The organism is Streptomonospora sediminis (assembly GCF_054778995.1).
The window spans coordinates 1-24,191 of the sequence record NZ_BAAGYZ010000047.1 but is presented as its reverse complement, the minus strand read 5'-3'; the positions used below and the strand labels follow the sequence as shown (position 1 = coordinate 24,191).

General features: G+C 71.3%; 18 protein-coding genes. 4 read left to right on the top strand and 14 right to left on the bottom strand.

Annotated elements, in window-relative coordinates:
* Nucleotides 1-5 precede the first annotated feature (5 nt).
* Genes ACYVD5_RS11460 through ACYVD5_RS11450 form a run of 3 tightly spaced genes read right to left on the bottom strand, consistent with a single transcriptional unit; the run spans nucleotide 6 to nucleotide 3,395 of the window.
* Nucleotides 6-755: a succinate dehydrogenase/fumarate reductase iron-sulfur subunit gene (locus ACYVD5_RS11460; RefSeq protein WP_461000965.1), complete on the bottom strand. Its 750-nt coding sequence runs from the start codon at nucleotides 753-755 to the stop codon at nucleotides 6-8.
* A complete protein-coding gene (locus tag ACYVD5_RS11455) occupies nucleotides 752-2,692 on the bottom strand; it encodes a fumarate reductase/succinate dehydrogenase flavoprotein subunit (RefSeq protein ID WP_461000964.1) in 1,941 nt (646 codons plus the stop codon). Before ACYVD5_RS11455 ends, ACYVD5_RS11460 begins: the two co-directional genes overlap by 4 nt.
* Nucleotide 2,693: 1 nt before the next feature.
* Nucleotides 2,694-3,395, bottom strand: a complete 702-nt coding sequence (locus tag ACYVD5_RS11450) for a succinate dehydrogenase cytochrome b subunit (RefSeq protein WP_461000963.1) — start codon at nucleotides 3,393-3,395, stop codon at nucleotides 2,694-2,696.
* Nucleotides 3,396-3,474: 79 nt separating this feature from the next.
* Here ACYVD5_RS11450 and ACYVD5_RS11445 point away from each other — a divergent pair, with 79 nt between their 5' ends.
* From ACYVD5_RS11445 to ACYVD5_RS11430, 4 genes are all read left to right on the top strand, one after another.
* Nucleotides 3,475-4,416, top strand: coding sequence for a LysR family transcriptional regulator (locus tag ACYVD5_RS11445; protein WP_461000962.1), 942 nt, complete (start codon nucleotides 3,475-3,477; stop codon nucleotides 4,414-4,416).
* 434 nt (nucleotides 4,417-4,850) lie between these two features.
* Entirely contained in the window at nucleotides 4,851-5,669 is an 819-nt protein-coding gene (locus tag ACYVD5_RS11440; protein WP_461000961.1) for a hypothetical protein, read from the top strand.
* 89 nt (nucleotides 5,670-5,758) lie between these two features.
* Entirely contained in the window at nucleotides 5,759-7,693 is a 1,935-nt protein-coding gene (locus ACYVD5_RS11435) for a fumarate reductase/succinate dehydrogenase flavoprotein subunit (RefSeq protein WP_461000960.1), read from the top strand.
* Complete coding sequence (locus ACYVD5_RS11430) at nucleotides 7,693-8,493, top strand: succinate dehydrogenase/fumarate reductase iron-sulfur subunit (protein ID WP_461000959.1); 801 nt, start codon at nucleotides 7,693-7,695, stop codon at nucleotides 8,491-8,493. Before ACYVD5_RS11435 ends, ACYVD5_RS11430 begins: the two co-directional genes overlap by 1 nt.
* An 89-nt stretch (nucleotides 8,494-8,582) precedes the next feature.
* Here ACYVD5_RS11430 and ACYVD5_RS11425 read toward each other — a convergent pair whose 3' ends face one another.
* The 11 genes from ACYVD5_RS11425 to ACYVD5_RS11375 form a co-directional block, all read right to left on the bottom strand.
* Nucleotides 8,583-10,178 carry a polyamine aminopropyltransferase gene (locus tag ACYVD5_RS11425; protein WP_461000958.1) on the bottom strand — a complete coding sequence of 532 codons (1,596 nt, stop codon included), beginning with the start codon at nucleotides 10,176-10,178 and terminating at the stop codon, nucleotides 8,583-8,585.
* A complete protein-coding gene (locus ACYVD5_RS11420; protein WP_461000957.1) occupies nucleotides 10,178-10,600 on the bottom strand; it encodes a DUF350 domain-containing protein in 423 nt (140 codons plus the stop codon). Before ACYVD5_RS11420 ends, ACYVD5_RS11425 begins: the two co-directional genes overlap by 1 nt.
* A gap of 131 nt (nucleotides 10,601-10,731) precedes the next feature.
* Nucleotides 10,732-11,181, bottom strand: a complete 450-nt coding sequence (locus tag ACYVD5_RS11415) for a hypothetical protein (RefSeq protein WP_461000956.1) — start codon at nucleotides 11,179-11,181, stop codon at nucleotides 10,732-10,734.
* 5 nt (nucleotides 11,182-11,186) lie between these two features.
* Nucleotides 11,187-11,735 (bottom strand): DUF2617 family protein, encoded by a 549-nt coding sequence (locus tag ACYVD5_RS11410; RefSeq protein WP_461000955.1) that lies wholly within the window; start codon nucleotides 11,733-11,735, stop codon nucleotides 11,187-11,189.
* A gap of 3 nt (nucleotides 11,736-11,738) precedes the next feature.
* Nucleotides 11,739-12,377, bottom strand: a complete 639-nt coding sequence (locus tag ACYVD5_RS11405; protein ID WP_461000954.1) for a DUF4178 domain-containing protein — start codon at nucleotides 12,375-12,377, stop codon at nucleotides 11,739-11,741.
* A 209-nt stretch (nucleotides 12,378-12,586) separates the two neighbouring features.
* Nucleotides 12,587-13,735, bottom strand: coding sequence for an FAD-dependent monooxygenase (locus tag ACYVD5_RS11400; protein ID WP_461000953.1), 1,149 nt, complete (start codon nucleotides 13,733-13,735; stop codon nucleotides 12,587-12,589).
* A gap of 252 nt (nucleotides 13,736-13,987) precedes the next feature.
* A complete protein-coding gene (gene typA, locus ACYVD5_RS11395) occupies nucleotides 13,988-15,874 on the bottom strand; it encodes a translational GTPase TypA (RefSeq protein ID WP_461000952.1) in 1,887 nt (628 codons plus the stop codon).
* 202 nt (nucleotides 15,875-16,076) lie between these two features.
* Nucleotides 16,077-16,523, bottom strand: coding sequence for a (deoxy)nucleoside triphosphate pyrophosphohydrolase (locus ACYVD5_RS11390; protein WP_461000996.1), 447 nt, complete (start codon nucleotides 16,521-16,523; stop codon nucleotides 16,077-16,079).
* 767 nt (nucleotides 16,524-17,290) lie between these two features.
* A complete protein-coding gene (gene recD2, locus ACYVD5_RS11385; RefSeq protein WP_461000951.1) occupies nucleotides 17,291-19,534 on the bottom strand; it encodes an SF1B family DNA helicase RecD2 in 2,244 nt (747 codons plus the stop codon).
* Between the two features lie 105 nt (nucleotides 19,535-19,639).
* Nucleotides 19,640-21,073: a TIGR02679 family protein gene (locus ACYVD5_RS11380; RefSeq protein ID WP_461000950.1), complete on the bottom strand. Its 1,434-nt coding sequence runs from the start codon at nucleotides 21,071-21,073 to the stop codon at nucleotides 19,640-19,642.
* 142 nt (nucleotides 21,074-21,215) lie between these two features.
* On the bottom strand, nucleotides 21,216-24,191 hold a 2,976-nt coding region (locus ACYVD5_RS11375; RefSeq protein ID WP_461000949.1), incomplete at its 5' end, for a TIGR02680 family protein.

The following is a 24,191-nucleotide window of genomic DNA, read 5'->3' as shown; positions in this document are numbered from 1 at the left end:
CGCCGCTACTCCGGCTTGCTGCTGCTCAGCGACCCGAGCAGGTCGCGGTTGAGCTGCGAGATCGTGTCCAGCGGGATGCCCTTGGGGCACACCGCGGCGCATTCGCCGATGTTGGTGCAGCCGCCGAAGTCCTCCTCGTCGTGCTGGTTCACCATCTGGATGACGCGGGCCTCGCGCTCGGGCTGGCCCTGCGGCAGCATGCCCAGGTGCGTGACCTTGGCCGCTGTGAACAGCATGCCCGAGGCGTTCGGGCAGGCGGCCACGCACGCGCCGCAGCCGATGCAGGTGGCCGAGTCGAAGGCGCGGTCGGCGTCGGCCTTGGGCACCGGGACGGCGTGGGCGTCGGGCGCGGTGCCGGTCGGCGCGCTGATGTAGCCGCCGGCCTGGATGATCCGGTCGAAGGAGCTGCGGTCAACGACCAGGTCCTTGATCACCGGGAACGCCTTGGCCCGCCACGGCTCGACGGTGATGGTGTCGCCGTCCGAGAAGCTGCGCATGTGCAGCTGGCAGGTCGTGGTGGTCTCGGGTCCGTGCGCCTCGCCGTCGATGACCACGCCGCAGGCGCCGCAGATGCCTTCGCGGCAGTCGTGGTCGAAGGCCACCGGCTCTTCGCCGTCCATGGTGAGCTGCTCGTTGAGGACGTCGAGCATCTCCAGGAAGGACATGTCGGGCGATACGTCCTCCACCTTGTAAGCGGCCATCCGACCCTTGTCGTCGGGGCCCTTCTGGCGCCAAACGCGCAGGGTGATGTTCACTTGTAGCTCCGCTGCTTCATCTCGACGTACTCGTATTCCAGGGGTTCCTTGTGCAGGGTGGGCGGCTCGCCCGTCCCGCCGAACTCCCAGGCGGCGACGTAGGCGTACTGGTCGTCGTGGCGCAGTGCCTCGCCGTCCTCGGTCTGGCTCTCGGAGCGGAAGTGCCCGCCGCACGACTCGTTGCGGTGCAGTGCGTCGATGCACATCAGCTCGGCCAGCTCGAAGAAGTCGGCGACCCGGCCCGCCTTCTCCAGCGCCTGGTTCAGCTCCTCGTTGGTGCCCAGGACCCGGACGTTCTGCCAGAACTCCTGGCGCAGCTCGCGGATGCGCTCGATGGCCTTGCGCAGGCCCTCCTCGTTGCGCTCCATGCCGCAGTAGTCCCACATGATGTGGCCGAGCTCCTTGTGGAAGGAGTCGACGGTGCGGTCGCCGTTGACCGACAGCAGCTTGTCGATGCGGGCGCGCACCGCCTCGGCGGCCTCCTTGGCCTCGGGGTTGTTCTCGTCGACCTTGTCGAAGGGCCCGGCGGCGAGGTAGTCGTTGATGGTGTTGGGCAGCACGAAGTAGCCGTCGGCCAGCCCCTGCATCAGCGCGCTCGCGCCCAGGCGGTTGGCGCCGTGGTCGGAGAAGTTGGCCTCGCCGGTCACGAACAGGCCCGGGATGGAGCTCTGCAGGTCGTAGTCGACCCATAGCCCGCCCATGGTGTAGTGCACGGCGGGGTAGATGCGCATCGGCACTTCGTAGGGGTTCTCGCCGGTGATGCGCTGGTACATGTCGAAGAGGTTGCCGTACTTGGCCTCGACGGCGGGGCGGCCCATGCGCTTGATGGCGTCGGCGAAGTCCAGGTAGACACCCAGCCCGCCGGGGCCGACACCGCGGCCTTCGTCGCAGACGCTCTTGGCCGCGCGCGAGGCGATGTCGCGCGGCACCAGGTTGCCGAAGGCGGGGTAGGTGCGCTCCAGGTAGTAGTCGCGCTCCTCCTCCGGGATCTCGCGGGGGTCGCGGGTGTCGCCGCCCTCCTTGGGCACCCAGATGCGGCCGTCGTTGCGCAGCGACTCGCTCATCAGGGTCAGCTTGGACTGGTAGTCGCCGCTGACGGGGATGCAGGTCGGGTGGATCTGGGTGTAGCAGGGGTTCGCGAAGTGCGCGCCCTTGCGGTGCGCCCGCCAGGACGCGGTGACGTTGCAGCCCATGGCGTTGGTCGACAGGTAGAACACGTTGCCGTAACCGCCGGTGGAGAGCACGACGGCGTCGGCGAAGTGGGTCTCGATCTCGCCGGTGACCATGTCGCGGGCGACGATGCCGCGCGCCCGGCCGTCGACGACGATCAGCTCCAGCATCTCGTGGCGGGTGTTCATCTCGACGGTGCCGGCCGTGACCTGGCGCTCCAAGGCCTGGTAGGCGCCGATGAGCAGCTGCTGGCCGGTCTGGCCGCGGGCGTAGAAGGTCCGCGACACCTGGACGCCGCCGAAGGAGCGGTTGTCCAGCAGGCCGCCGTACTCGCGCGCGAAGGGCACGCCCTGGGCCACGCACTGGTCGATGATCTCGACGCTGACCTGGGAGAGCCGGTAGACGTTGGATTCGCGCGAGCGGAAGTCGCCGCCCTTGACCGTGTCGTAGAACAGCCGGTAGATGCTGTCGCCGTCGTTGCGGTAGTTCTTGGCCGCGTTGATGCCGCCCTGCGCTGCGATGCTGTGCGCGCGCCGCGGGCTGTCCTGGTAGCAGAAGGACTTGACGTGGTAGCCGGCCTCGCCCAGGGTCGCGGCCGCCGAGGCCCCGGCCAGGCCGGTGCCGACGATGATCACCGACAGCTTGCGGCGGTTGGCGGGGTTGACCAGCTTGGCGGAGAAGCGGCGCTTGTCCCAGCGCTCGGCGACGGGCCCGGAGGGGGCCTTGGTGTCGCTGATTTCGGCGCCTTCGGTGTACAGGTCGGTCATGTTATTCCACCAGCCCCAGAGTCACAGAGAGCGGCGTGAGCAGGAAGCCGATCGTCAGGGCTACCGCGATCACGGTCGCGATGATGTTCAGCGCGCGCTGCCGGCTCTGCCGGTTGGCGCCCAGCGTAGTCAGCGCGCTGAAAATGCCGTGGCGCATATGGAAGCCCGCAGCGACCACGGCGAGTACGTAGAACAGCGTGACGTACCAGAACTCCGGCTGGAAGCCGGCGACCAACCGCTCGTAGGGGCTGTCGGAAGCGCCCCCGGGGTGGATGTCGTTGGTCGTCAGATGCAGGATGTGGAAGATCGTGAACAGCGCGATCAGCACGCCGCCGTAGCGCATCGTGTAGGACGAGTAGCTGCGTTGCACCCGCTTGTTCACCTGGTAGCGCACCGGGCGTGCGCGGCCCGCCCGCCGCCACAGCACAACCGCCGCGTAGATGTGGATGAGGACACTCGCCAGCAGCACCACGCGGATGATCCAGAGCGCGCCGCCGTGCGGAAGCATGGGCTCGCCCAGCTCGCGCAGGTGGTGGGAGTAGTTGTCGAAGGCCTCTTGGCCCGCGAACACGTTGAGGTTGCCGTACATATGGAGGATCAGGAACAGCACAAGGATTACGCCGGTGACCGCCATCGCGGACTTGAGGGCCACCGTGGAACCGAGTGCCTCCGATCGCTGCTTGGTCAGGGTACTGTTCGCCACAAGTCGTCACTTTAAGACTTGATAAAGAAGAACGTCTAAGTCATCAGAGTGCTGGTGTCGATAGCTCTAGGCTATGGTCATGCAGTTCCAGCAGCTTGAGTACTTCCTCGCGGTCGCCGAGGCACGCCATTTCACCCGTGCAGCCGAGGTTTCGCGCATCGCCCAGCCCAGCCTGAGCCGGCAGATCCGCAACCTCGAAGAGGAGCTGGGCGCCTCCCTGTTCAGCCGGGCACGGGGAAATATCACACTCACACCGGCCGGTGAAGCACTGCTTCCGCTGGCCCAGCGCATCGTCGCCGACATGGAGACCGCGCGCCACGAGGTGCAGCAGCTGGCCGGCATGCGCCGCGGGCGGCTGCGCCTGGGTGCCACGCCATCGCTCTGCGCCGGCCTGCTCTCCGAGGTGCTGTCGGGGTTCCACGACCGCTTCCCAGGGATCGAACTGCAGGTGGACGAGAGCGGCTCGCGCGATCTGATCCGCGCCCTGGGCCACGGGGAGCTGGATCTGGCGCTGATCATCCTGCCGCTGCAGAGCAACGACCCGGCGTTCGTGACGACCCCGATCCTGCGGGAGAACCTGGTGGTGGTGCATGCGGCCGAATCCCCGCCGCCCACCCAGCGCGCGAGCATGCGCATCAGCGACCTGCGCGACCGGCCGCTGGTGATGTTCCGGCACGGCTACGACGTGCGCGATGCGACCCTGCACGCCTGCCGCGCCGCCGGTTTCGAGCCGCGGCTGGCGGTCGAGGGCGGCGAGATGGACGCGGTGCTGCGCTTCGTCGAGGCCGGGCTGGGGATCGCGGTGGTGCCCAGCATGGTGCTGAAGAACCGGCCGGGGCTGCGCGGCACCCCGCTGGCGCAGCCGCGGCTGCTGCGCACCATCGCGCTGGCCCACCGCAAGGACGTCGATCCCTCCCACACCGCGCGGGCCTTCCGGCGCCACCTCATGACCTACCTCACCCACATGACGCGCGACGACCTGGGCGAGGATCTTGAGGTCATCGCCGCGCTGCATCCTTGACCGGCCCTGGCCGGGTTTTCTCCGGGCCCGCCGGGCCGCACGGCCCGGCCTGACCGCGCGCTGCGGGGCGCCGCGCGGCCGGGCGGTGCTCGGCTGCGCCGCATCGGCGGGAAATGCGATAAATTTTTTTCATGAAGGCTGGGCTTATCTTCGCATAGCGGGCATGACGCCACAGGCGCCACAAAAGGCCATTTAATTCGCAAAAGCCCACATTCTCCCGCACTCTTCCATAAACCCACAGACCCGAAATAGGCTCAGTGGTATTTTTCACATTCATTTCGCGGGAATTTCGAGCTGAATTTGTGATCGGTCCGGCTTAACGTGGCACCCCTAGCACATCCGCACTGCCTGATCAGACGGCTGCGGGAGCGGCCTGCGCGCCCCGCGCTCCGCCATTACCGGGGCCGCTCGCGCCAAGATGGAGATGCAGCGAAATGACATCGACGCTTCCCCCGCCGGAGCGGGCCGGGCTCAAGCGCCCCCGTATATCCGCCCGGACCCTGCGCACCGACCGCTGGTGGTCCGGGCCGGTATGGACGGTGCTGGGGCTGACCGCGTTCCTGGTCTACGGCCTGGCCCGCGTACTCCAGCAGGACCATTACTGGGTCGGCGAGTTCGGCTACCTGACACCGTTCTACTCGCCGTGCCTGTCGGCCTCCTGCGTTCCCGAGTCAGCGCATTTCGGCACGCTCCCCTGGGAGTTCCCCTGGTTCCTGCCCTACGCGCTGTTCACCCTGCCGTTCCTGCTGCTGTTCCGGTTCACCTGCTACTACTACCGCAAGGCCTATTACCGGGCCTTCTGGCAGGCACCCACCGCGTGCGCCGTGCGCGAACCGCACGGCCGCTACACCGGCGAGTCCCGTTTCCCGATGATCGGCCAGAACCTGCACCGCTACTTCTTCTACGCGGCCGTGGCCATCTCGCTCATCAATACCTACGACGCCGCGCTGGCGCTGTTCCACGGCCGCGAAGGCGGATTCGGAATCGGGATCGGCAACCTCATCCTCATCGCCAATGTCGTGCTGCTGTGGGCCTACACGCTGAGCTGCCACTCCTGCCGGCACGTCTTCGGCGGCCGGCTGAACAGCTTCGGCGGGCGCCCGGTGCGCTACTGGCTGTGGAGCCGGATCTCCCAGCTCAACGGCAGGCACATGCTGTGGGCATGGGTGACTCTGGGCACCCTGGTCCTCACCGACCTGTACGTCGCGCTGGTCGCGAGCGGGACCATCACCGACCTGCGCATCTTCAACTAACGCAGCGAACCCCACCCACCCCGACCGCGGGTACCCGGTGCACCACCGCGCGGGCGCTGCAGGTACCGGCGCAACCGAAAGTCAGGAAGATGTCCGAGACAACACGGCACAGCTACGACGTCGTCGTGATCGGCGCCGGCGGCGCCGGCCTGCGTGCGGCGATCGAAGCCCGCCAGCAGGGCAAGAGGACCGCAGTCATCTCCAAGTCCCTCTTCGGCAAGGCCCACACCGTCATGGCCGAGGGCGGGGCCGCCGCCGCCCTCGGCAACGTCAACGACTCCGACCACTGGAAGGTGCATTTCCGCGACACCATCCGCGGCGGGAAGTTCATGAACGACCCCCGCATGGCCGAACTCCACGCCAAGGAGGCCCCGGAGCGCATCCTGGAACTGGAGCACTGGGGCGCCCTGTTCGACCGCACCGCCGAGGGCCGCATCAGCCAGCGCAACTTCGGCGGGCACGAATACCCGCGCCTGGCCCACGTCGGCGACCGCACCGGCCTGGAGATGATCCGCACCCTGCAGCAGCGCGTCGTCCAGCTGCAGCAGGCCGACGCTGCCGAGTTCGGCGACGCCGAGGCGATGATCAAGGTGTTCGCCGAGACCACCGTCACCGAACTCCTCCTGGAAGGCGCGGCCGGCGACGAGGGCAGCCGCGTCGCCGGCGCCTTCGCCTACATCCGCGAGACCGGCGACCACCTCGTGTTCGAGGCACCGGCGGTCATCCTGGCCACCGGCGGCATCGGCCGGTCGTTCAAGGTCACCTCCAACTCCTGGGAGTACACCGGCGACGGCCACGCCCTGGCGCTGCGCGCGGGCGCAACGCTGCTCAACATGGAGTTCGTGCAGTTCCACCCCACCGGCATGGTCTGGCCTCCCTCGGTGAAGGGCATCCTGGTGACCGAGTCGGTGCGCGGCGACGGCGGCGTGCTGCGCAACGCCGAGGGTGCGCGGTTCATGTTCGGCTACGTGCCCGATGTGTTCCGCGAGCACTACGCCGAGTCCGAGGAGGAGGCCGACGGTTGGTACGCCGATCCGGCCAACCACCGGCGCCCGCCCGAACTCCTGCCGCGCGACGAGGTCGCCCGGGCCATCAACAACGAGGTCAAGCAGGGCCGCGGCTCGCCGCACGGCGGCGTGTTCCTGGACGTGTCCACCCGGCTGCCGGCCGAGGAGATCATGCGGCGGCTGCCGTCGATGCACCACCAGTTCAAGGAGCTGGCCGACGTCGACATCACGGCCGGCCCCATGGAGGTCGGCCCCACCTGCCACTACGTCATGGGCGGGGTCGGGGTCGACGCCGACACCGGCGCCGCGCTGGTGCCGGGGCTGTTCGCGGCCGGCGAGGTCGCCGGCGGCATGCACGGCTCCAACCGGCTGGGCGGCAACTCGCTGTCGGACCTGCTGGTGTTCGGGCGCCGCTGCGGGTTGGGGGCCGCCGAATACGTCAGCGGGCTCGGCGACAACCGCCCGGCGCCCGCAGCCGCCGACATCGCCCGCCTTACCGAGGAGGCCGCCGCCCCCTTCGGGCGCAAGGCGGGCGAGAACCCCTACCAGCTCCACCAGGAGATCCAGCAGACCATGAACGACCTGGTCGGCATCATCCGGCGCGGCAGCGAGATCGAGCAGGCGCTGGAATCCCTGGCCAAGCTGCGCGAGCGCGCCGCCGAGGTCCGCGCCGAGGGCGGGACCGTCTACAACCCGGGTTGGCACCTGGCGCTGGACCTGCAGAACATGCTGCTGGTGTCGGAGGCCGTCGCCCGCGCCGCACTGGAGCGCCGGGAGTCGCGCGGAGGCCACACCCGCGACGACCACCCGGCCATGTCGGCGCAGTGGCGGCGGGTCAACCTGGTCTCGTCGCTGCGCGGCGGCCGCCTGGAGCTTCGCCAGGAGCCGCTCGGTTCGCTGCGCCCGGACCTGATGGAACTGTTCGACCGCGAGGAGCTGAGCAAGTACCTCACCGAGGAGGAACTGCCCGCTGCCCTGCGGTCGGGCGGCGCCGAGACCGCGAAGGAGGACAACTGATGACCAAGCGGACGTTCCATGTGTGGCGCGGCGGCGGCGAAGGCGACCTGGCCGAGTACGAGGTCGAGGTCAACGAGGGCGAGGTCGTGCTCGACGTGCTGCACCGCCTGCAGGCGACCCAGGCGCCCGACCTGGCCGTGCGCTGGAACTGCAAGGCCGGCAAGTGCGGGTCCTGCTCGGTCGAGATCAACGGGCGGCCCCGCCTGTCGTGCATGGCCCGGATGAGCACCTTCGAGCCCGGCGAGGCCATCACCGTGACCCCGATGCGCACCTTCCCGGTCATCCGCGACCTGGTGTGCGATGTCTCCTTCAACTACCAGAAGGCGCGGGAGATCCCTTCGTTCACCCCGCCCGCCGATTCCGAGCCCGGCGACCTCCGGATGCAGCAGGCCGATGTGCAGCGCTCCCAGGAGTTCCGCAAGTGCATCGAGTGCTTCCTGTGCCAGGACGTCTGCCATGTCATCCGCGACCACGAGGAGAACAAGGAGGCGTTCTCGGGGCCGCGGTTCCTGATGCGCGCCGCCGAGCTGGAACTGCACCCCCACGACACCGCCGACCGCCGCAAGATCTCCCAGGAGGAGTTCGGGCTGGGCTACTGCAACATCACCAAGTGCTGCACCGAGGTCTGCCCGGAGAACATCCGCATCACCGACAACGCACTGATCCCGCTGAAGGAGCGGGTCGCCGACCGCCAGTACGACCCGCTGGTGTGGCTGGGCTCCAAGATCGGCCTGCGCAAGGGTGCCGACACCCCGGTACCGCCCAACACCCGCAAGCCGTCGGCCGCACCGGAGCAGTAACCGGCCCGGCCCCGGGGGCCGCCCGCGGGGCGGTCCCCACCGCGGGCCTCGCCGCGGCGCCACCGCTGCACCGGCACGGCGGCACTGCGCTAGTACCCCTCCCACGCGCCGCGTTCGTATTCCAGCATGCGCGGCATCATCAGCGTGGAGGGTTCGGAGCCGGTGGGCCGGCGGTCCTTGGGGAAGGTCTGCGCGGCGCGCAGCGTGGCCGCGTCCAGGAACCGCAGCCGCGGATGCTCCGCGGGCAGCTCCACCGCGGGTTTCGGCCGCCCCTCCGGCGCGGCCAGGAAGAAGCCCCAGTTGCCGAAGCTGGGCACGTCGACGTGGTAGCCGGCGGTCTGCCAGCCCGCTGAACGCAGGCCGGCGCGCACGCCCCAGTAGGCCTCGGGCGCGAAGTAGGGCGATCCGGCCTGGACCGTCATGCGGCCCTGTTCGGTCAGTGCGCGCCGCACCAGCGTGTAGAACTCGGTGGAGTACAGCTTGGCGGTGGCGGTGTCGTCAGGGTCGGGCATGTCGACCAGGATCACGTCGAAGCGGCGGCGGTTCTCCTGCAGCCAGGTGAAGGCGTCGGCGTTGACCACGCTGACGCGGTCGTCGGCGAGGGCGTTTCCGTTCAGCCCGCGGATCTCGGGCATGGTGCGGGCCAGCTTGGTGACCATGGGGTCCAGGTCGACCAGGGTGACCGACTCGACGTCGTCGTAACCGACGAGTTCGCGCACCGCCAGCCCGTCGCCGCCGCCCAGCACCAGCACGTCGCCGTGCTCGCCGTTCATCGCCGGGTGGACCAGGGACTCGTGGTAGCGGTACTCGTCCAGCGAACTGAACTGCAGGTCCCCGTTGAGGAACAGCCGGGTGTCCGAACCCGACACCTTCTGGGTGACCACGATCTCCTGGTAGTCCGATCGCTGCGCAAAGACGATCGGGTCGCGGTAGAGCGCCTGGCGGGCACTCACCTCGAACCGGCCCGACAGCGCGAACGACCCTGCCAGCACCGCCAGGACCAGCACCAGGCCCACTGCGGGCAGCATCCGGGTGCGCGGTGTCAGCGACTCGCGGAACAGCCACAGCACCACCCACACGCCGACTACGGCGTTCACCGCGCCGACCACCAGTGTGCCCTTGAGCAGGCCGAACACCGGAAGCAGCGCGAAGGGGAACGCCAGGCCGCCCAGCAGTCCGCCCACGTAGTCGGCGGCGAACATGTCCGCCGCCGCGTCGGCGGCATTCTGGCGGCGGATGCGCTGGATCAGGGTCATCAGCAGCGGGATCTCCGCGCCGATGAGCGCCCCGATCACCATCGCCAGCAGCACCATCGCCGGCTGGTAGAGCGAGAACCAGGCGAAGGCGGCATACAGCACCAGCACCGAAAGCCCGCCGACGACCGACAGCGCCCCTTCGATGACGGCGAACCAGAAGGCGGGGCGGTCGGTGAGCCGCTTGGACAGCACCGACCCGACACCCATCGCGAAGACCATGACCGACAGCACGACCGACGCCTGCACGACGGTGTCGCCCAGCAGGTAGCTGCCCAGTGCGACCAGGGCGAGCTCGTAGACGAGCCCGCACGCGGCGCACACGAACACGGCGAACAGCACCAGCAGCCGGGCCAGCCGGGGCCGCACCGGCAGCCCCGGCGGCCGCGATGGGCCACTGCTGCGGGGCGCGGAATCCTCCGCGGTCCCCATCAGGAGATTGCCGCGGCGACCATGAGCGCGATGGCCACGTGGGCCGCAGCGTTGACCCACGCCGCGGGGTGGGTCTCGTCGCCCGTGAGCATTTCGCCGAGCTTGCCCGGTGTGAGCACGTCGATCAGCAGGAACGACAGGCCCATCAGCAGCAGCCCGATGAGGCCGTAGATCGCGGCACCGGACAGGCCGACGATCAGGCCGCCGGTGCTGACGTAGATGGCGGTCGCCACCACGATGGCCACGCCCAGCAGGTTGCTGGCCAGCAGCAGCGAGGCGTTGCGGTTGCGCTGGACCCAGACCAGCTCGTGCAGCTTGCCGGGGGTGAGGACATCGACGATCAGGTAGCCGATCACCATGAGCACGATACCGAGAGCACCGTAGGCAAGGCTGGCGCCTGCTTCGTAGAGGAGGACGGGCATTGCGGATCCTTGTCTGCTGTCGCTGTCAGGGGGTCGTATCTACCAGGACTGTCAGGGGTCGGGGATGGCGGTCGGGGACGGCGGCGGAGAAGGACGGACTCGAGCGCTCACCGACTGCGGTTGCTACGGCGTCACTTGCCGAAGCCGGGACCGCCGCCGCGCCAGGAGGAGCCACCGGATGAGCCCGAATCGGAATAGCCGGAGGAGCCGGAGTTGCGGGAATGGCCCGTGGAGCCGGAGTTGCGGGAATGGCCCGTGGAGCCGGAGTTGCGGGAATGGCCCGAGCCGTGGGAGCTGGAATGGCCCGTGGAGCCGTGGGAGCGGGATCCGCCGTCGCAGCCGACGTATTCGAACTCGCCGGGCCCGGTCTTGCGGTAGTCGCCGTCGCCGGGATCATGCTCGTAGGAGACACCGTCGTTGCCCCGCTCGATGCGCGAACCCTCCAGCAGGTCCTCGGCGTCGGCACGGTCCCAATCGCCGCAGCTGGAACCGGAGCTCACCGCAGGGAGGACCATGACCCCTACCAGAACAATGATTCCGAGCCCGAATATCAGCAAGAGCTTGATCGCAGCTCCGGACACGGCACTCACGCATCCTTTCCGGGTTGGTGGGGCCCGTCGGGGCCTGTACAGGTGGTCACAGTGGTCACCAGCTCTCTCGTTTGGGGGTAGGCGTGCCAGGTCCGCCACCGCACGCCCGCCGCGGGCAGGGCCTCGGGCAGCAGTGCGGTGATGGCCTGCGGATCGCCGGGAAAGGCAGCGACCACACCGCGGGGGTCGCCTTCAACCGCGGCACGGACGCGCTCCACCTGCTCCGCGAACGCGGCGCGGGCCGGTGTGGCCACGGAGCTGGTGAAGTCGTAGGAGGCCAGCCCGGCAACCGGAGGGCCGGCTTGGCCCGGAAGCCCGCCGCCGGCACCCGGCAGGCAGGCGACGGTTTCGGTCAGCAGCGGTGCGCCCCCGGACGGCGCGGACAGCACCACCTGGTGGGAGGCGCCGAGCACCCGCAGCTCCACCCGGTAGCCGGCCAGCCCGCGGGTGCGGGTCAGCAGCGCGGGCAGCTCGGGCGCGTCCAGGGTCCAGGCCAGGTCGGCGGCGCTGGTGTCGGCGAACGGTGCGGACAGGGCGGTGGGCACCGGTCAGCTCCCCGCGGAGAAGACGGTGAACGCGGCGCGGTTCAGGGGCGTTCCGGTGCTGGGCTCCCACCGGCCATGGTCGAACCGTTCGAACGACAGCAGGCGGCCGCTGCCGTCGGCGGCCTCGTAGTCGGCGTAGTCCATGCCGCCCTCGGCACGCAGCCCGGTGGTGCCTTCGGAGCGGTAGGAGGCGCTGCCGCGCTCGGTGAGCCGGTAGCGCACGCCTTCGAGCTCGACCTCGCGGCCGTGCGGGGTGAGTTCGAGGTCGGGCCGGCCGGTCCACAGCGCCATCTGCAGGTCGGGGTCCTGTTCGACGGACAGCCACCGCCGCCCGTTCTCGACCTCCAGGAAGTGCTCGGCCCACACGGCGCCGCCCTCGGACAGCCGCAGCGTGCCGCGGATCCAGGTGCGTTCGGCACCGAAGTCGAGCATGTCCCCGGCTTTGAGGCGCAGCGGGTCGCCCTGGGTCTCGCCGATGTCGGCGAAGGGGTCGGCGGGGGCGGCGGGGCGCGAGGGAGCAGCGGTGCGCCGCGATCCGCGGAGTTGGCGGCGCACCAAACCGGCGACCATGATGGCCGCCGCGATTACAACCACGAGCACGGCCGCGCTGATGATCAGGAGCGGCACCGACAAGTTCGACATCTGCTCAGGAATCTCCAGTTGAGGGACCGGCCGGACCGCTGGTAGCCGACCGCACGAATCGGGCGCAGGCGACCGGCCCCACGTTCCCTAAGCAGGAACACGAATCGATAACGGCAGGCCACCGGTCGGGTCGCGCGGTATCGCCTCCCGCTGTCCCGCCGACCATCCGTCCCGCCGATCAGCCGTCTCAGCCAGTGGGAAAGCGGGCCTCAGTCGTCGACCGGGCGGGTGTAGCGGGCCAGTAGCGCGGGGGCGGCGGCGCCCACCAGGGCCGCGGCGGTGTCGCGCACGCGCGCCGCCAGCGGCGACTCGCTCTGCACCGCCTCGGCGAGCTGGGCCGAGCGCTGCACCAGGGCGCTGGTGCGAACCAGCCGCGCATCGGAGTAGGACTGCAGCGCGGTGGGGACGTAGGCCGTGGAACCGCTGATGTGCTGCGCCAGCGCGACCGCGTCGCCGATTGCCTGGCCGGCGCCTTGGGCCAGGTTGGGGGTCATGGCGTGCGCGGTATCGCCCACCAGTGCGATGCGGCCCTTGTGGTAGGCGGGCAGCGGGGTGTCGATGTGCCAAACGTCACTGCGCAGCACCGACTCCGGCCGGGCCGCGGCGGCCAACCGCGGCAGCGGGTCGTGCCACCCCTCGACCCGCCGCACCAGTTCGCCGTGCTCGTCCGGCAGCCGCCCGCCCGCCGGGGTGTTGCCGGTGGCATAGCAGAACACCTCGTCGCCGCTGAGCGGCAGCACGCCGGCCACTCCGCCGCAGCCCCAGCTCTCGCCGAACTCCATGGCGCGGACCGGGCGCGGCACGATCGCGCTCCAGTAGGCGAACCCGGCGTAGACGGCGCCGGGGTGCTCCAGGAAAAGCTCGTTGCGCAGGCCTGAGCGGGCGCCGTCGGCCAGGACGACCAGGTCGGCGGTGTGGTCGCCGGAGTCGGTGGCCACGCGGGCGGGGCGGCGGGTATCGCCGGGTTCGATCGCGGTGGCGGTCGTGGCCGTGTGCACCGAGGCGGCGGGCAGCCGGTCCAGCAGCATCGTGCTCAGTTCGCCGCGGCGCAGCACGTACACGGCGTCGCCGAACCGGCGGCGGGTGCGCTCGGCCGAGCCGCGCAGCATCCACCGGCCGTCGCGGCGGCGGATGGCGGCGATGCCCTGCTGGGCGGAGCGCTTGCGGACGTCCTCGCCGAGGTCGAGGTTGTCCAGAGCCCGCAGTGCGTTGGGGGCCAGCGCCAGGGCGACCTCGGCGGGTTCCAAACCGGGCGCGCGCTCACAGACAGTGACCCGCCAGCCCATCCGGTGCAGGGCGAGTGCCGCGGCCAACCCGCCGATGGCGCCTCCGATGACGACGGCGTGCGGCTGTGCCATGGGCTCGTCCTCCGGGGGGGTCTCAACGAGCGGTTGCGAGGCCGCGGCGATCCGCAACAGCCTGCTTCCCCAAGGCTAGGGCCGACCGGCAGGTAACGCTATGAATCCGAGGAATCCGCAGGATTCCCCGTGATTTTTGCCGTTGTACACGCGGCGGAGCGGCAGGCCGTGCACACGCTCCCGCCGCACCGCGACCGCCGCACCCGCCGGAGCCGGGCCGCAACCGGGCGGCCGGGTCCGGCGGGAGCGGGATCAGCCGCGCTTCTTCTGGGCTGCCGTGCGGCCGCGCTCCTTGGAGTCGAGGACGACCTTGCGGATGCGCACCGCGTCGGGTGTCACCTCGACGCACTCGTCCTCGCGGCAGAACTCCAGCGCCTGCTCCAGCGAGAGCCGGCGCGGCGGCACCAGGCGCTCCAGCTCATCGCCCGTGGAGGAGCGCATGTTGGTGAGCTTCTTCTCCTTGGTGATGTTGACGTCCATGTCGTCGGTGCGGGAGTTCTCGCCGACGATCATGCCCTCGTAGACGTCGGTGCCCGGTTCGACGAACAGCACGCCGCGCTCTTGGAGGTTGAACATCGCGAACGTCACGGCCTTGCCGGTGCGGTCGGCCACCAGCGACCCGGTCGGCCGGGTGCGCAGGTCGCCGAACCACGGTTCGAAGCCCTCGAAGACGTGGTGGGCGATGCCGGTGCCGCGGGTCTCGGTGAGGAACTCGGTGCGGAACCCGATGAGGCCGCGCGAGGGCACCAGCCAGTCCATCCGCACCCAGCCGGTGCCGTGGTTGGTCATGTGCTCCATGCGGCCCTTGCGCACGCTGAGCAGCTGGGTGATGGCGCCGAGGAAGTCCTCGGGGGCGTCGACGGTGAGGCGCTCGACCGGCTCGTGCAGCTTGCCGTCGATCTCGCGGGTGACCACCTGCGGTTTGCCGATGGTGAGCTCGTAGCCCTCGCGGCGCATCTGCTCGACCAGGATCGCCAGGGCGAGCTCGCCGCGGCCCTGGACCTCCCAGGCGTCGGGGCGCTCGGTTTCGAGCACGCGCAGGCTGACGTTGCCGACCAGTTCGCGGTCGAGCCGGTCCTTGACCAGCCGGGCCGTGACCTTGGCGCCCTTGGTCTTGCCTACCAGCGGCGAGGTGTTGGTGCCGATGGTCATGGAGATCGCCGGCTCGTCGACGGTGATCAGCGGCAGCGGGCGCGGGTCGTCGGGGTCGGCCAGGGTCTCGCCGATCATGATGTCGGGGATGCCCGCGATGGCGATGATGTCGCCGGGCCCGGCCTTCTCGGCGGACTTGCGCTCCAGCGCCTCGGTCATCAGCAGTTCGGTGATGCGCACCGACTGCACCTTGCCGTCGCCGCGGATCCAGGCGACCTGCTGGCCCTTGCGGATCTCGCCCTGGCGCACCCGGCACAGCGCCAGGCGGCCCAGGAACGGCGAGGCGTCCAGGTTGGTGACGTGGGCCTGCAGCGGGGCGCCGGGGGTGTACTCCGGGGTCGGCACCGAGTCGAGGAGCGTGTGGAACAGCGGGACCAGGTCGGGGTTGGCGGGCGCTTCGCCGTTCGCGGGGCGCTCCAGCGAGGCCCGGCCGTCGCGGGCGCAGGCGTAGACGATCGGGAAGTCGATCTGGGATTCGTCGGCGTCGAGGTCGAGGAAGAGCTCGTAGACGTCGTCGACGACCTCGGCGATGCGGCTGTCGGGCCGGTCGACCTTGTTGATGACCAGGATCACCGGCAGCTTGGCCGCCAGTGCCTTGCGCAGCACGAACCGGGTCTGCGGCAGCGGGCCCTCGCTGGCGTCGACCAGCAGCACCACACCGTCGACCATCGACAGGCCGCGCTCGACCTCGCCGCCGAAGTCGGCGTGGCCGGGGGTGTCGATGATGTTGATGACGACGTCGTCGCCCTCGGGTTTGGTGTAGTGGATGGCCGTGTTCTTGGCGAGAATGGTGATGCCCTTCTCGCGTTCCAGGTCGTTGGAGTCCATGACGCGCTCGTCCACGTCCTGGTTGGCTCGGAAGACCCCCGACTGCCAGAGCATGGCGTCGACCAGGGTGGTTTTACCGTGGTCGACGTGAGCGACGATGGCGACGTTGCGGATGTCAGTCCTACGTGCGGAGCCCTCGGCGGGCGTGGCGCTGGACATGCGAGTGTCTCGATCTCATCTGGTGGGAATAGCCGCGACTCCCGCGGCACTCTGCCAGTTTATGCGGGCCTTTTGGGTCCGGGGGAAAACGGCCTGGTCACCGACGAACGCCCGGGGTGCGTTGAGCAGGGATGCGGCGGCCGGAACGGACCGCGGACACGCCGGATGAGGGCGCAGCGCGGGGCGGGTGTTCAGCGGCGGTTCAGGCGCCGCTCAGGTGCGGCCGGATCTCGGTGAGGAAGGGGACATCGGCCGGCAGCCAGTCGACTCCGGCGAGGGTGTCCGCGTGCAGCCAGCGCAGCGAGAGGTGCTCCAGCGCGCGGGGCTCGGGCTGGTCGGCGGGCAACTCGGCGATCCACACGCGCAGCACGGCCGCGGGGCCCTGCTCGCGGGCGGGAAAGGACACGTCGCCGCCGATGCGGTGCAGCGGGGCGATGCGCACGCCCAGCTCCTCCTCGCATTCGCGCACGAGAGCGGCGGTGTCGGACTCGCCGGGGTCGACCTTGCCGCCGGGCAGCTCCCAGCGTCCGCGCATCAGCGGCGGATGGGACCGCTGGGCGGCGAGCAGCGCACCGCTGCGGATGATCGCGGCGCCGACGACGATCTGCGGTTGCGGCGCAGGGGGCTGCGGCGAAGAGCCGTTCGGCAAAGAGGGCTGCTGGGAGTGCTCGGTCACGGGGAAACGGTAGCCGGGCCGGCGAAGCGGTCCGCGGGGCGGGGCGGCGGGTGAGCCGGGGTGCGCGGCGGTGGGAGCCGCCGGTGGAGCAGCGCAGCCTCGGGCGCCGACCGGCGGTCGGCGCCCGAGGTGGCCGACGCTCTCCGGGGGGAGTGGAAAGAGCGTCAGCGCCCAGGGAGGCTGCGTGGGTGTTCCGGTCCGCCGGAGGGCGGATTCCCTTCCGGTTTCCGCTTCATAAGGTGAGCCTATTCAACCTGGAGCGCCGTTGGGGCGGAAATTTCAAAAACTGCTGATGAGCAGGAGGGAAAGGCCCCGGAACCGCCGACCGTTCCTTATTGGCGGCACCCGGGCGGTGTGCGCGCCACACCGCCGCCGTGCCGTCGGCGGCCCCGGAGCGACCGGGTCGGCGCCCGGGAGGGATCGGGCGCGACCGCGGCCGGCGGGCTGCGGCACTGGGAGAGGGGGCGGTGCCGCGCCCGGCCTCAGCCACGGTACTCCATAAACTCCTACATTTCAGTTGTCTACTAATACGAAATCGTCCGCGGCTTTTGTCGGTTCCGCGGGCGCTGCACGGCAGCCGGAACGGTCGCATCGGCCGGAACTGATGGAACGGAATGGAACGATCAGTCCGAATCGTCGCTTATGCCACAAAAGAGAAGTGGAATGGCTTTCCAGTGGCGCGGCGCCCGGCTGCCGCGGTCTCGGACAAGGTGCTCCGGATCGGTAATTCGGGACCGGAGTCAGAAATCAGCCAGACGCTGCGCCAGCGCCGTATACCGCCGCCCGGCCGTTGCGTTGCGGACCGCCTGGGCCAGAGCGCGGCGCGAACCCACCAGGACCACGAGCCGCTTGGCGCGGGTGATGGCCGTGTAGAGCAGGTTGCGCTGCAGCATCATCCACGCGCTCGTTGTGATGGGAATCACCACCGCGGGGTACTCGCTGCCCTGCGACCGGTGCACCGTAACAGCGTAGGCGTGCACCAGCTCGTCGAGCTCGGCGAAGTCGTAGGAGATCTCCTCGTCTTCGTCGGTGCGCACCCCCACCGCCTGCTCGACGGTGTCGATCCCGGTGATGACCCCGAGCGTGCCGTTGAAGACACCGTTCGCGCCTTTGTCGTAGTTGTTGCGGATCTGGGTGACCTTGTCGCCCACCCGGAAGATCCGGCCGCCGAAACGGCGTTCGGCAACGCCCTCGCGCTGAGGGGTCAGCGCCTGCTGCAGCAGCGTGTTCAGGTTGCCGGCCCCGGCCGGACCCCGGTGCATGGGAGCAAGCACCTGCACATCGCGGCGCGGATCGAGCCCGAACCTGCGGGGGATGCGGTTGGCGACCACGTCAACGGTGAGGTCGGCCGTTGCCTCGGTCTCGTCGCTCGGGAACAGGAAAAAGTCCGTCATCCCAGCGAATTCGGGCGGGGTTCCGGTGTTCACGCGGTGCGCGTTGGTAACCACGCCCGACTCCTGCGCCTGCCGGAACACGTGGGTCAGCCGGACCTGCGGCAGCGGGGACCGGTCGTCCAACAGGTCGCGCAGCACCTGGCCGGCCCCGACCGACGGGAGCTGGTCGACGTCGCCGACCAGCAGCAGATGGGCGCCCGGCGGCACCGCCTTGGCCAGCTTGTTGGCCAGCAGCAGGTCGAGCATGGACGCTTCGTCCACCACGAGCAGGTCGCAGTCCAGCGGATGGTCGCGGTCGTAGGAGGCGTCGCCGCCCGGCTTCAGCTCCAGCAGCCGGTGCACGGTGGAGGCCTCGTGGCCGGTCAGCTCCGTCATGCGCTTGGCCGCCCGGCCCGTGGGCGCGGCCAGGATGATCTTGGCCTTCTTGGCCGCGGCCAGGGTGATGATCGAGGCCACGGTGTAGGACTTGCCGCAGCCGGGGCCGCCGGTGAGGACCGCGACCCTGCGGCTCAGCGCGAGCTTGACCGCCTCCTCCTGCCCGGCGGCCAACTCGGAGCCGGTGCGCGAGCCCAGCCAGCCCAGCGCCGCGCTCCAGTCGACCTCGGCAAAGGCGGACAGGCGGTCGTCGGAGGCGTTGAGCAGCCCCCGCAGCTGCGCGGCCAGCGCCGCCTCGGCCCGTTGGAACGGGACGAGGTAGACGGCGGTGACCTCGTCGCCGTCGGGGCCGGTGACCTTCTCGGCGGCGACACCCTCCTCGGCGACCAGCCGGGCCAGGCACTCGATCACCAGGCCGGAGTCGACCTGCAGGATCTTCACGGCCTCGGCGATCAGCCGTTCCTCGGGCAGGTAGCAGTGGCCGTCGGAGGTGGACTCCGACAGCGTGAACTGGATGCCGGCCATCACCCGTTCCGGGCTGTCGTGCGGGATCCCCACGGCCTGGGCGATGGTGTCGGCGGTCTTGAACCCGATGCCCCACACATCGGTCGCCAGCCGGTAGGGCTCGTTGCGCACCACCGAAATGGAGGAGTCGCCGTACTTCTTGTAGATCCGTACCGCCAGCGACGTCGACACCCCGATGCCCTGCAGGAAGACCATCACTTCCTTGATGGCCTTCTGCTCCTCCCAGGCGTCGGCGATCAGCTTGGTGCGTTTGGGGCCGAGCTTGGGCACCTCGATGAGGCGTTCGGGTGTCTGCTCGATGACGTCCAGCGCCGCAACGCCGAAGTGCTCCACGATCCGCTCGGCCAACCGGGGGCCGATTCCCTTCACCAGCCCCGAACCCAGGTAGCGGCGCACCCCTTGCACGGTCGCGGGCAGCACCGTGGTGTAGTTCTCGACCGTGAACTGGCGGCCGTACTGCGGGTGGGATCCCCAGCGGCCCTCCATCCGCAGCGACTCGCCGGGCTGGGCGCCCAGCAGCGCACCCACCACCGTGGTGAGGTCGCCGCCGCCACCGCGGCCGTTGTCGATCTTGGCGACGGTGTAGCCGGTCTCCTCGTTGGCGTAGGTGATGCGCTCCAGCACCCCTTCGAGGACCGCCGGCTGGAATCCGCGCTCACCGGACCCCTGCCCGTTGGACCGCTTGGCCATCACGACTCCCTCCAGACCGCTCTGTTCCCAGCATGCCGCCTCATGCCGACACCCGGGGCCGGGCCAGCCCGGCCGACCGGTGGTACCGCAGCCGGGCGGCGCGGCTCAGTCGGCCTGCGGGCGGGCCGCCGCCGCGGCGGCCTGTTCCAGGTCGGCGAGCAGGCCGCCCAGCACCGCCTCCTCCTCAACCCGCCGACCGAGCCCGGCCATCGCCGGCTCCAGCTCGGGGTCCCAGTCCGCGGCCACCGGCGAACCGGTCAGCGCGCCCGTGCCGCGGGCGGTACCGGTACCGCCGGGGCCGTCCGCGCCCGCAGCGCGGCGGTAGTCGGCCGCGGTAAAGCGCCACGGGCGCCAGTCCAGGCGGCGCAGCAGGACGTTGGCGATACGGATACCGCCCCAGTCGAAGTCGCCGTGGTAGCGCAGCACCGCACCGCCCGCGGCGACCGACCGCAGCAGGGTCAGCACCGCCGCGCCGGGCTGGCCGCGCGTACACACCAGCGGCGGGCAGGCCGGCCCCAGCCGGTCGGCCGCCGCCGCGACCACAGCGGGGTTCTCGCAGACGTACACCTGCACCGCACCGCCCGGCGCGCGCGGCGGATCCCGCACGAGCTGGCGCAGGGTCAGCACAGCGGGCTGGCCGGCCGCCCGCAGCTCCGCCAGGACGCGGCCGGTGGAGGTGGCGCCGTCACCGGGCAGCCCGGCCGCCAGCACCGTCGCCGACAACTCGTCCTGGAGCAGGCCTACCGCCGCCCACAGCTCCCGCCGGGCCTCGGCACCTCCCGCGGTGTCGGTGTCGGCGCCGCTGCCCGTACCGGCACAGGCTGCTGTACCGGAGCCGGAACCGGAGCCGGTGCCGCCCGTTCCCAGTCCCGACAGCGCCCGGACCGCCCCGAGGGCCAGTGTGCCCAGCGGCCGCCCCTGGTCGAGTGCGTGGGCATCGCCGCACGTGCGCGCAGCGAACACGGCCAGCCCTTCGCCGGCTGCGGGCAGCTGCGCCACCACCTCGGCGAGGACGGCCAGCACCGGGGCGGCGTCGGCGGGGCCGCCGAGCAGGCGGCGCGCCAGACCGGAGGCCCGCAGGCGTTCGCACCAAGCCGTCAGCTCGGTGTCGGCCGAGCACACCGCCTCCAGCGCGGCAAAGGCCCGGTCCCACTCGCGGGCCTCGGCCGCCGCGGCGCGGGCGCGCACCTGGACCGGGCCGGTCAGGGCTTCCACGGCCGCGCGCAGGCCGCACGGGCTGATCCCCGACCGGCGCAGCACGGCGTCGACGGCTCCCAGCGGCACGGTCAGCGACCGGCCGGGCGCGGGGCGCCGGCCCAGCAGCCGCTGGACGGCGGTGCGCTGCTGCGGCGTTGCGTTGGCGAGCGTGACGGTTCCGGTGAGTTCCTGCCCGCGCGCGATGCGGCTGCGGAGGCGCTCTACGAGCCAGCACAGGTCGTCGCCCCCGATCAGCCGGTCCAAGCGGGCCCGGTCGACGCCGTCGGCGCCGCCGCCTTCCGCGCCGGGCGCGGCCGAGTCGGGACCGTGTTCGCGGCTCATGGCGCTCCTTCGCGGTCGGGTGCCGAATGCGTTCCGGTCGCAGCGGGCCGCTGCGCGGCGGCCGTCCGGCGGGGCCGGCCCGGCGGGGGCACGGGGCCGGGTCGCGGGGGTCAGGGGCATGGGGGGCGGTGTTTGGGCGGGGTCACGGCCAGAGCGCGTCCTGGGCAACGCCGGCCCCGGCAGGGGAACCGCCCGCCGCCGCTCCGGCCGGCTCCTCGGTCGGCGCTGCAGCCGGCGATTCGGCGGCGCGCCGCCTGCGGTGCCCGTCCCACTCCCAGCGGGTCACCAGCACCGCCGGCACCCCTTCCAACCGGGAGAGCTGGCAGATCTCCAGGCCGGGCACCTGCGGGTAGCAACCCCATTCGCGTTCGCTGGTCATGACGACATCGAGGTCGAAGGAGGCTAGCAGGCCCAAGCACTTGGCGCGGGAGTCGTCGTCGACCCCGGCGAACGCCTCGTCGAGGGTGATCAGCCGCGGAGCGGCGGGGTCGGCGGCACTGGCGTAGTGCCCCGATGCCGCGGCGAACAACGGGATCGACATGGACAGCACCCGCTCACCGCCGGAGGCCGGGCCGCTGGCCGGCTGCCACTTGCCGTTCTGGTGGCGCTCGACACCGAACTCGTGCCAGGTGCGGTAGTCCAGCGCCTGTTTCAGGTGCTCGTACCAGGTCCCGCCGCTCTGGTCGGCGGCACGCACCCGGTTGATCTGGCCCTGGAGGAAGTCGCCCAGCACAGTGCGGTCCTGGGGCGACCAGGCATCGCTGTCCTGGCGCAGCCGGCGCCGCGCGTCCTCCAGGCCGGGGGGCGCATCGCGGCGCGACGGGCGCCACACCAGCCGCAGCCGCATCCCGGTACTGGTGGGGCGCTCCTTCAACTCCTCGTTCATCTCGGCCACCCGCCGCTCGGCCGCCACGATCAGCTCCTGCAGCGATCCGGCAACCTCGGTGATGAGGTGGTTCTCCAGTAGCTCGCGCTGGCGGGCGGTCAGCAGCCGGTCGCGCTCTTCGACCTCGGCGGCCAGGGCGGTGACAAGTTCGGGGACCTCGCGTTCGCGGCCGTTGAACACCACCCGGACCACGACCCCGTCTTCCAGGGACTGGGTGCTGGCCTGGTGGCCGCGCGCCGACAGGGTCTCGCCGAGCGGGGACAGCTCAGCGGACAGCCGCTTCTGCACCCGCTCCCACGCCGGATCGGACTCGTCGGTGCCGGCCAGCTGCGCGCCGATCGTCCGCGCCAGGTCAATGGCGGGCCGCACGGCCCACTCTTCGCCCGTGGGCGGCACCTCGGTGCCGGGCAGGGCCACGCCGAGCAGGCCGGTGGCGGCGAACCGGCGCAGCGCGGCGACCGCCTCGGCGCGGGCGGTGACCGCGGCTTCGATGCGGGTGTTCAGGTCGGTGATGCGGGTCTGCTCACTGGCCAGCTCTTTGTTGGCGTCGATCAGCTCCTGCTGGGCGCGCTTGCCCTGCTCGGCGCAGTCGCGTTGGGCGGCACCGTTCTCGGCGAGGCGGCGCTGCAGCTCCTCGACCGCCGCCCCGACCGTGTCCTTCAGTGTGGTGTGGCGTTCGCGGGCGGCTGCCCACGCGTTCTCGGCGTGGGCACTGCGCTCGGCCATTTCCGCTGCGTAGGCGGCCAAGCGGGCGGTCTCCTCGCGCTGGTCGTTTTCGGCGGCGGCGGCGCTGCTGCGTTCGCGTACGGCCGGCCACACATCGGCCAGCGCGACACGGTACTCGCCCAGGGCAGCGCGCAGCGCGCGCAGTTCGCCGGGGTCGGTGGGCAGCGCCAGGTCGGCCGCCGCTTCGTGCAGCTCCGCGGCCGCTGCAGTGGCGGCCCGGGCGGCGGTGGCCGCCGCCGCTTCCAGTTCGCCGCGGACCTCGCGGGCGCGGCCCACGGCGCGGTCGGCCTCGGCGCGGGCGGCATGCGCGGCCACCAGCGCGTCGTCGCCCGGCAGGCCCGCGAGCTCGGCATCGAGGGCGCCGCGGCGCCGGTCGAGTTCGGCGGCGCGGGCATCCAGTTCGGCGACCGCGGCGCCGACGTCGGCGAGCTCGGCGCCGATCGCGTCGATGCGGGCCCGGCGGGCGGCCTCGCGGGCGCCTTCACCCAGGTACTCGGCGCGCTCCTTGCTCCACCTGCCCTGCAGGACGCCGAGGTGGAACCGGCCCTGGGGGTCGACGCCTGCGGCGGTCGGCTGCGCGGCGGCGCCGGAGGCGGTGCCCGTGCCGGACCCGATGCCCGCCGTGCCGGACGTGTCCAGGCCGATGGATGCCAACAGGCCGGCGACGACGGCGGGGGCGACGGCGGCGGCCTGGGCGTCGCCGGGGTCGGCGGAGGGGAACAGGGCGTCGGCCAACGACGGCCCCGGCACCGGACCGGCGGCGCGCAACACGGTGTCGTGGGTAGCGGGGTCAACGACGGTCCCGTCCGGTGCGACCCAGGCATCGAGCAGCCCCGCCGCTTCAAGCGCGGCTTCGAGCCCGGCCCGGTCGGCCTCCGGGACGGATTCGCGGAAATCGACGAGCCGCCACAGCGGCGAGCCGGGCCGGTCGTCGCGGGCGCCGGCGGAGCGCGTGTAGGGGGCCGGCGGTGCCGGTTGCCCGCCTTGGTGCAGCAGGTCGAGTTCCCGAGTCAGCTCGTCGCGGCGGTCGGTGCGGCCGCGGCGCTCCAGGCTCACCCGGGCCGCCGCGTCGGCGAGTGTTTCGCGGGTGCGCCGCGCTGCGTCGTCGCATTCGCTGCGGGCCGGGTTGGGGCCCTGCAGGTCGGCCGCCCACACTTGGAGGCGGTCGAGCAGGCCCTCGGGCCCGGCGGGGCGCAGTTCGGTGCAGCCGGCCAGGTGCGCGCGCACCGCGCCGACCAGTTCGGTTGCCGCGGAGGCGGTACCGGCCGCGGCGGCGGTGCGGTGCTGCTCGCGCGCTGCCAGCTCCTCGTCGGCGTCGGCGAGCCGGGTCTCGGCCGCGGTGCGGGCCGACTCGGTGCGGGCTGCGGCCTCGGCCAGCCGCTCGGCATGGTCCAGGCCGCGTTCGCGGCGCGCGGTGAGCCCGGCTGCCGCCGCGTGGGCGGCATCGGCCGGGGCGGCGCTGCGGCCACCGGGGTCGGCGGGGTCGGTTTCGGTGGCGGTGGCGGC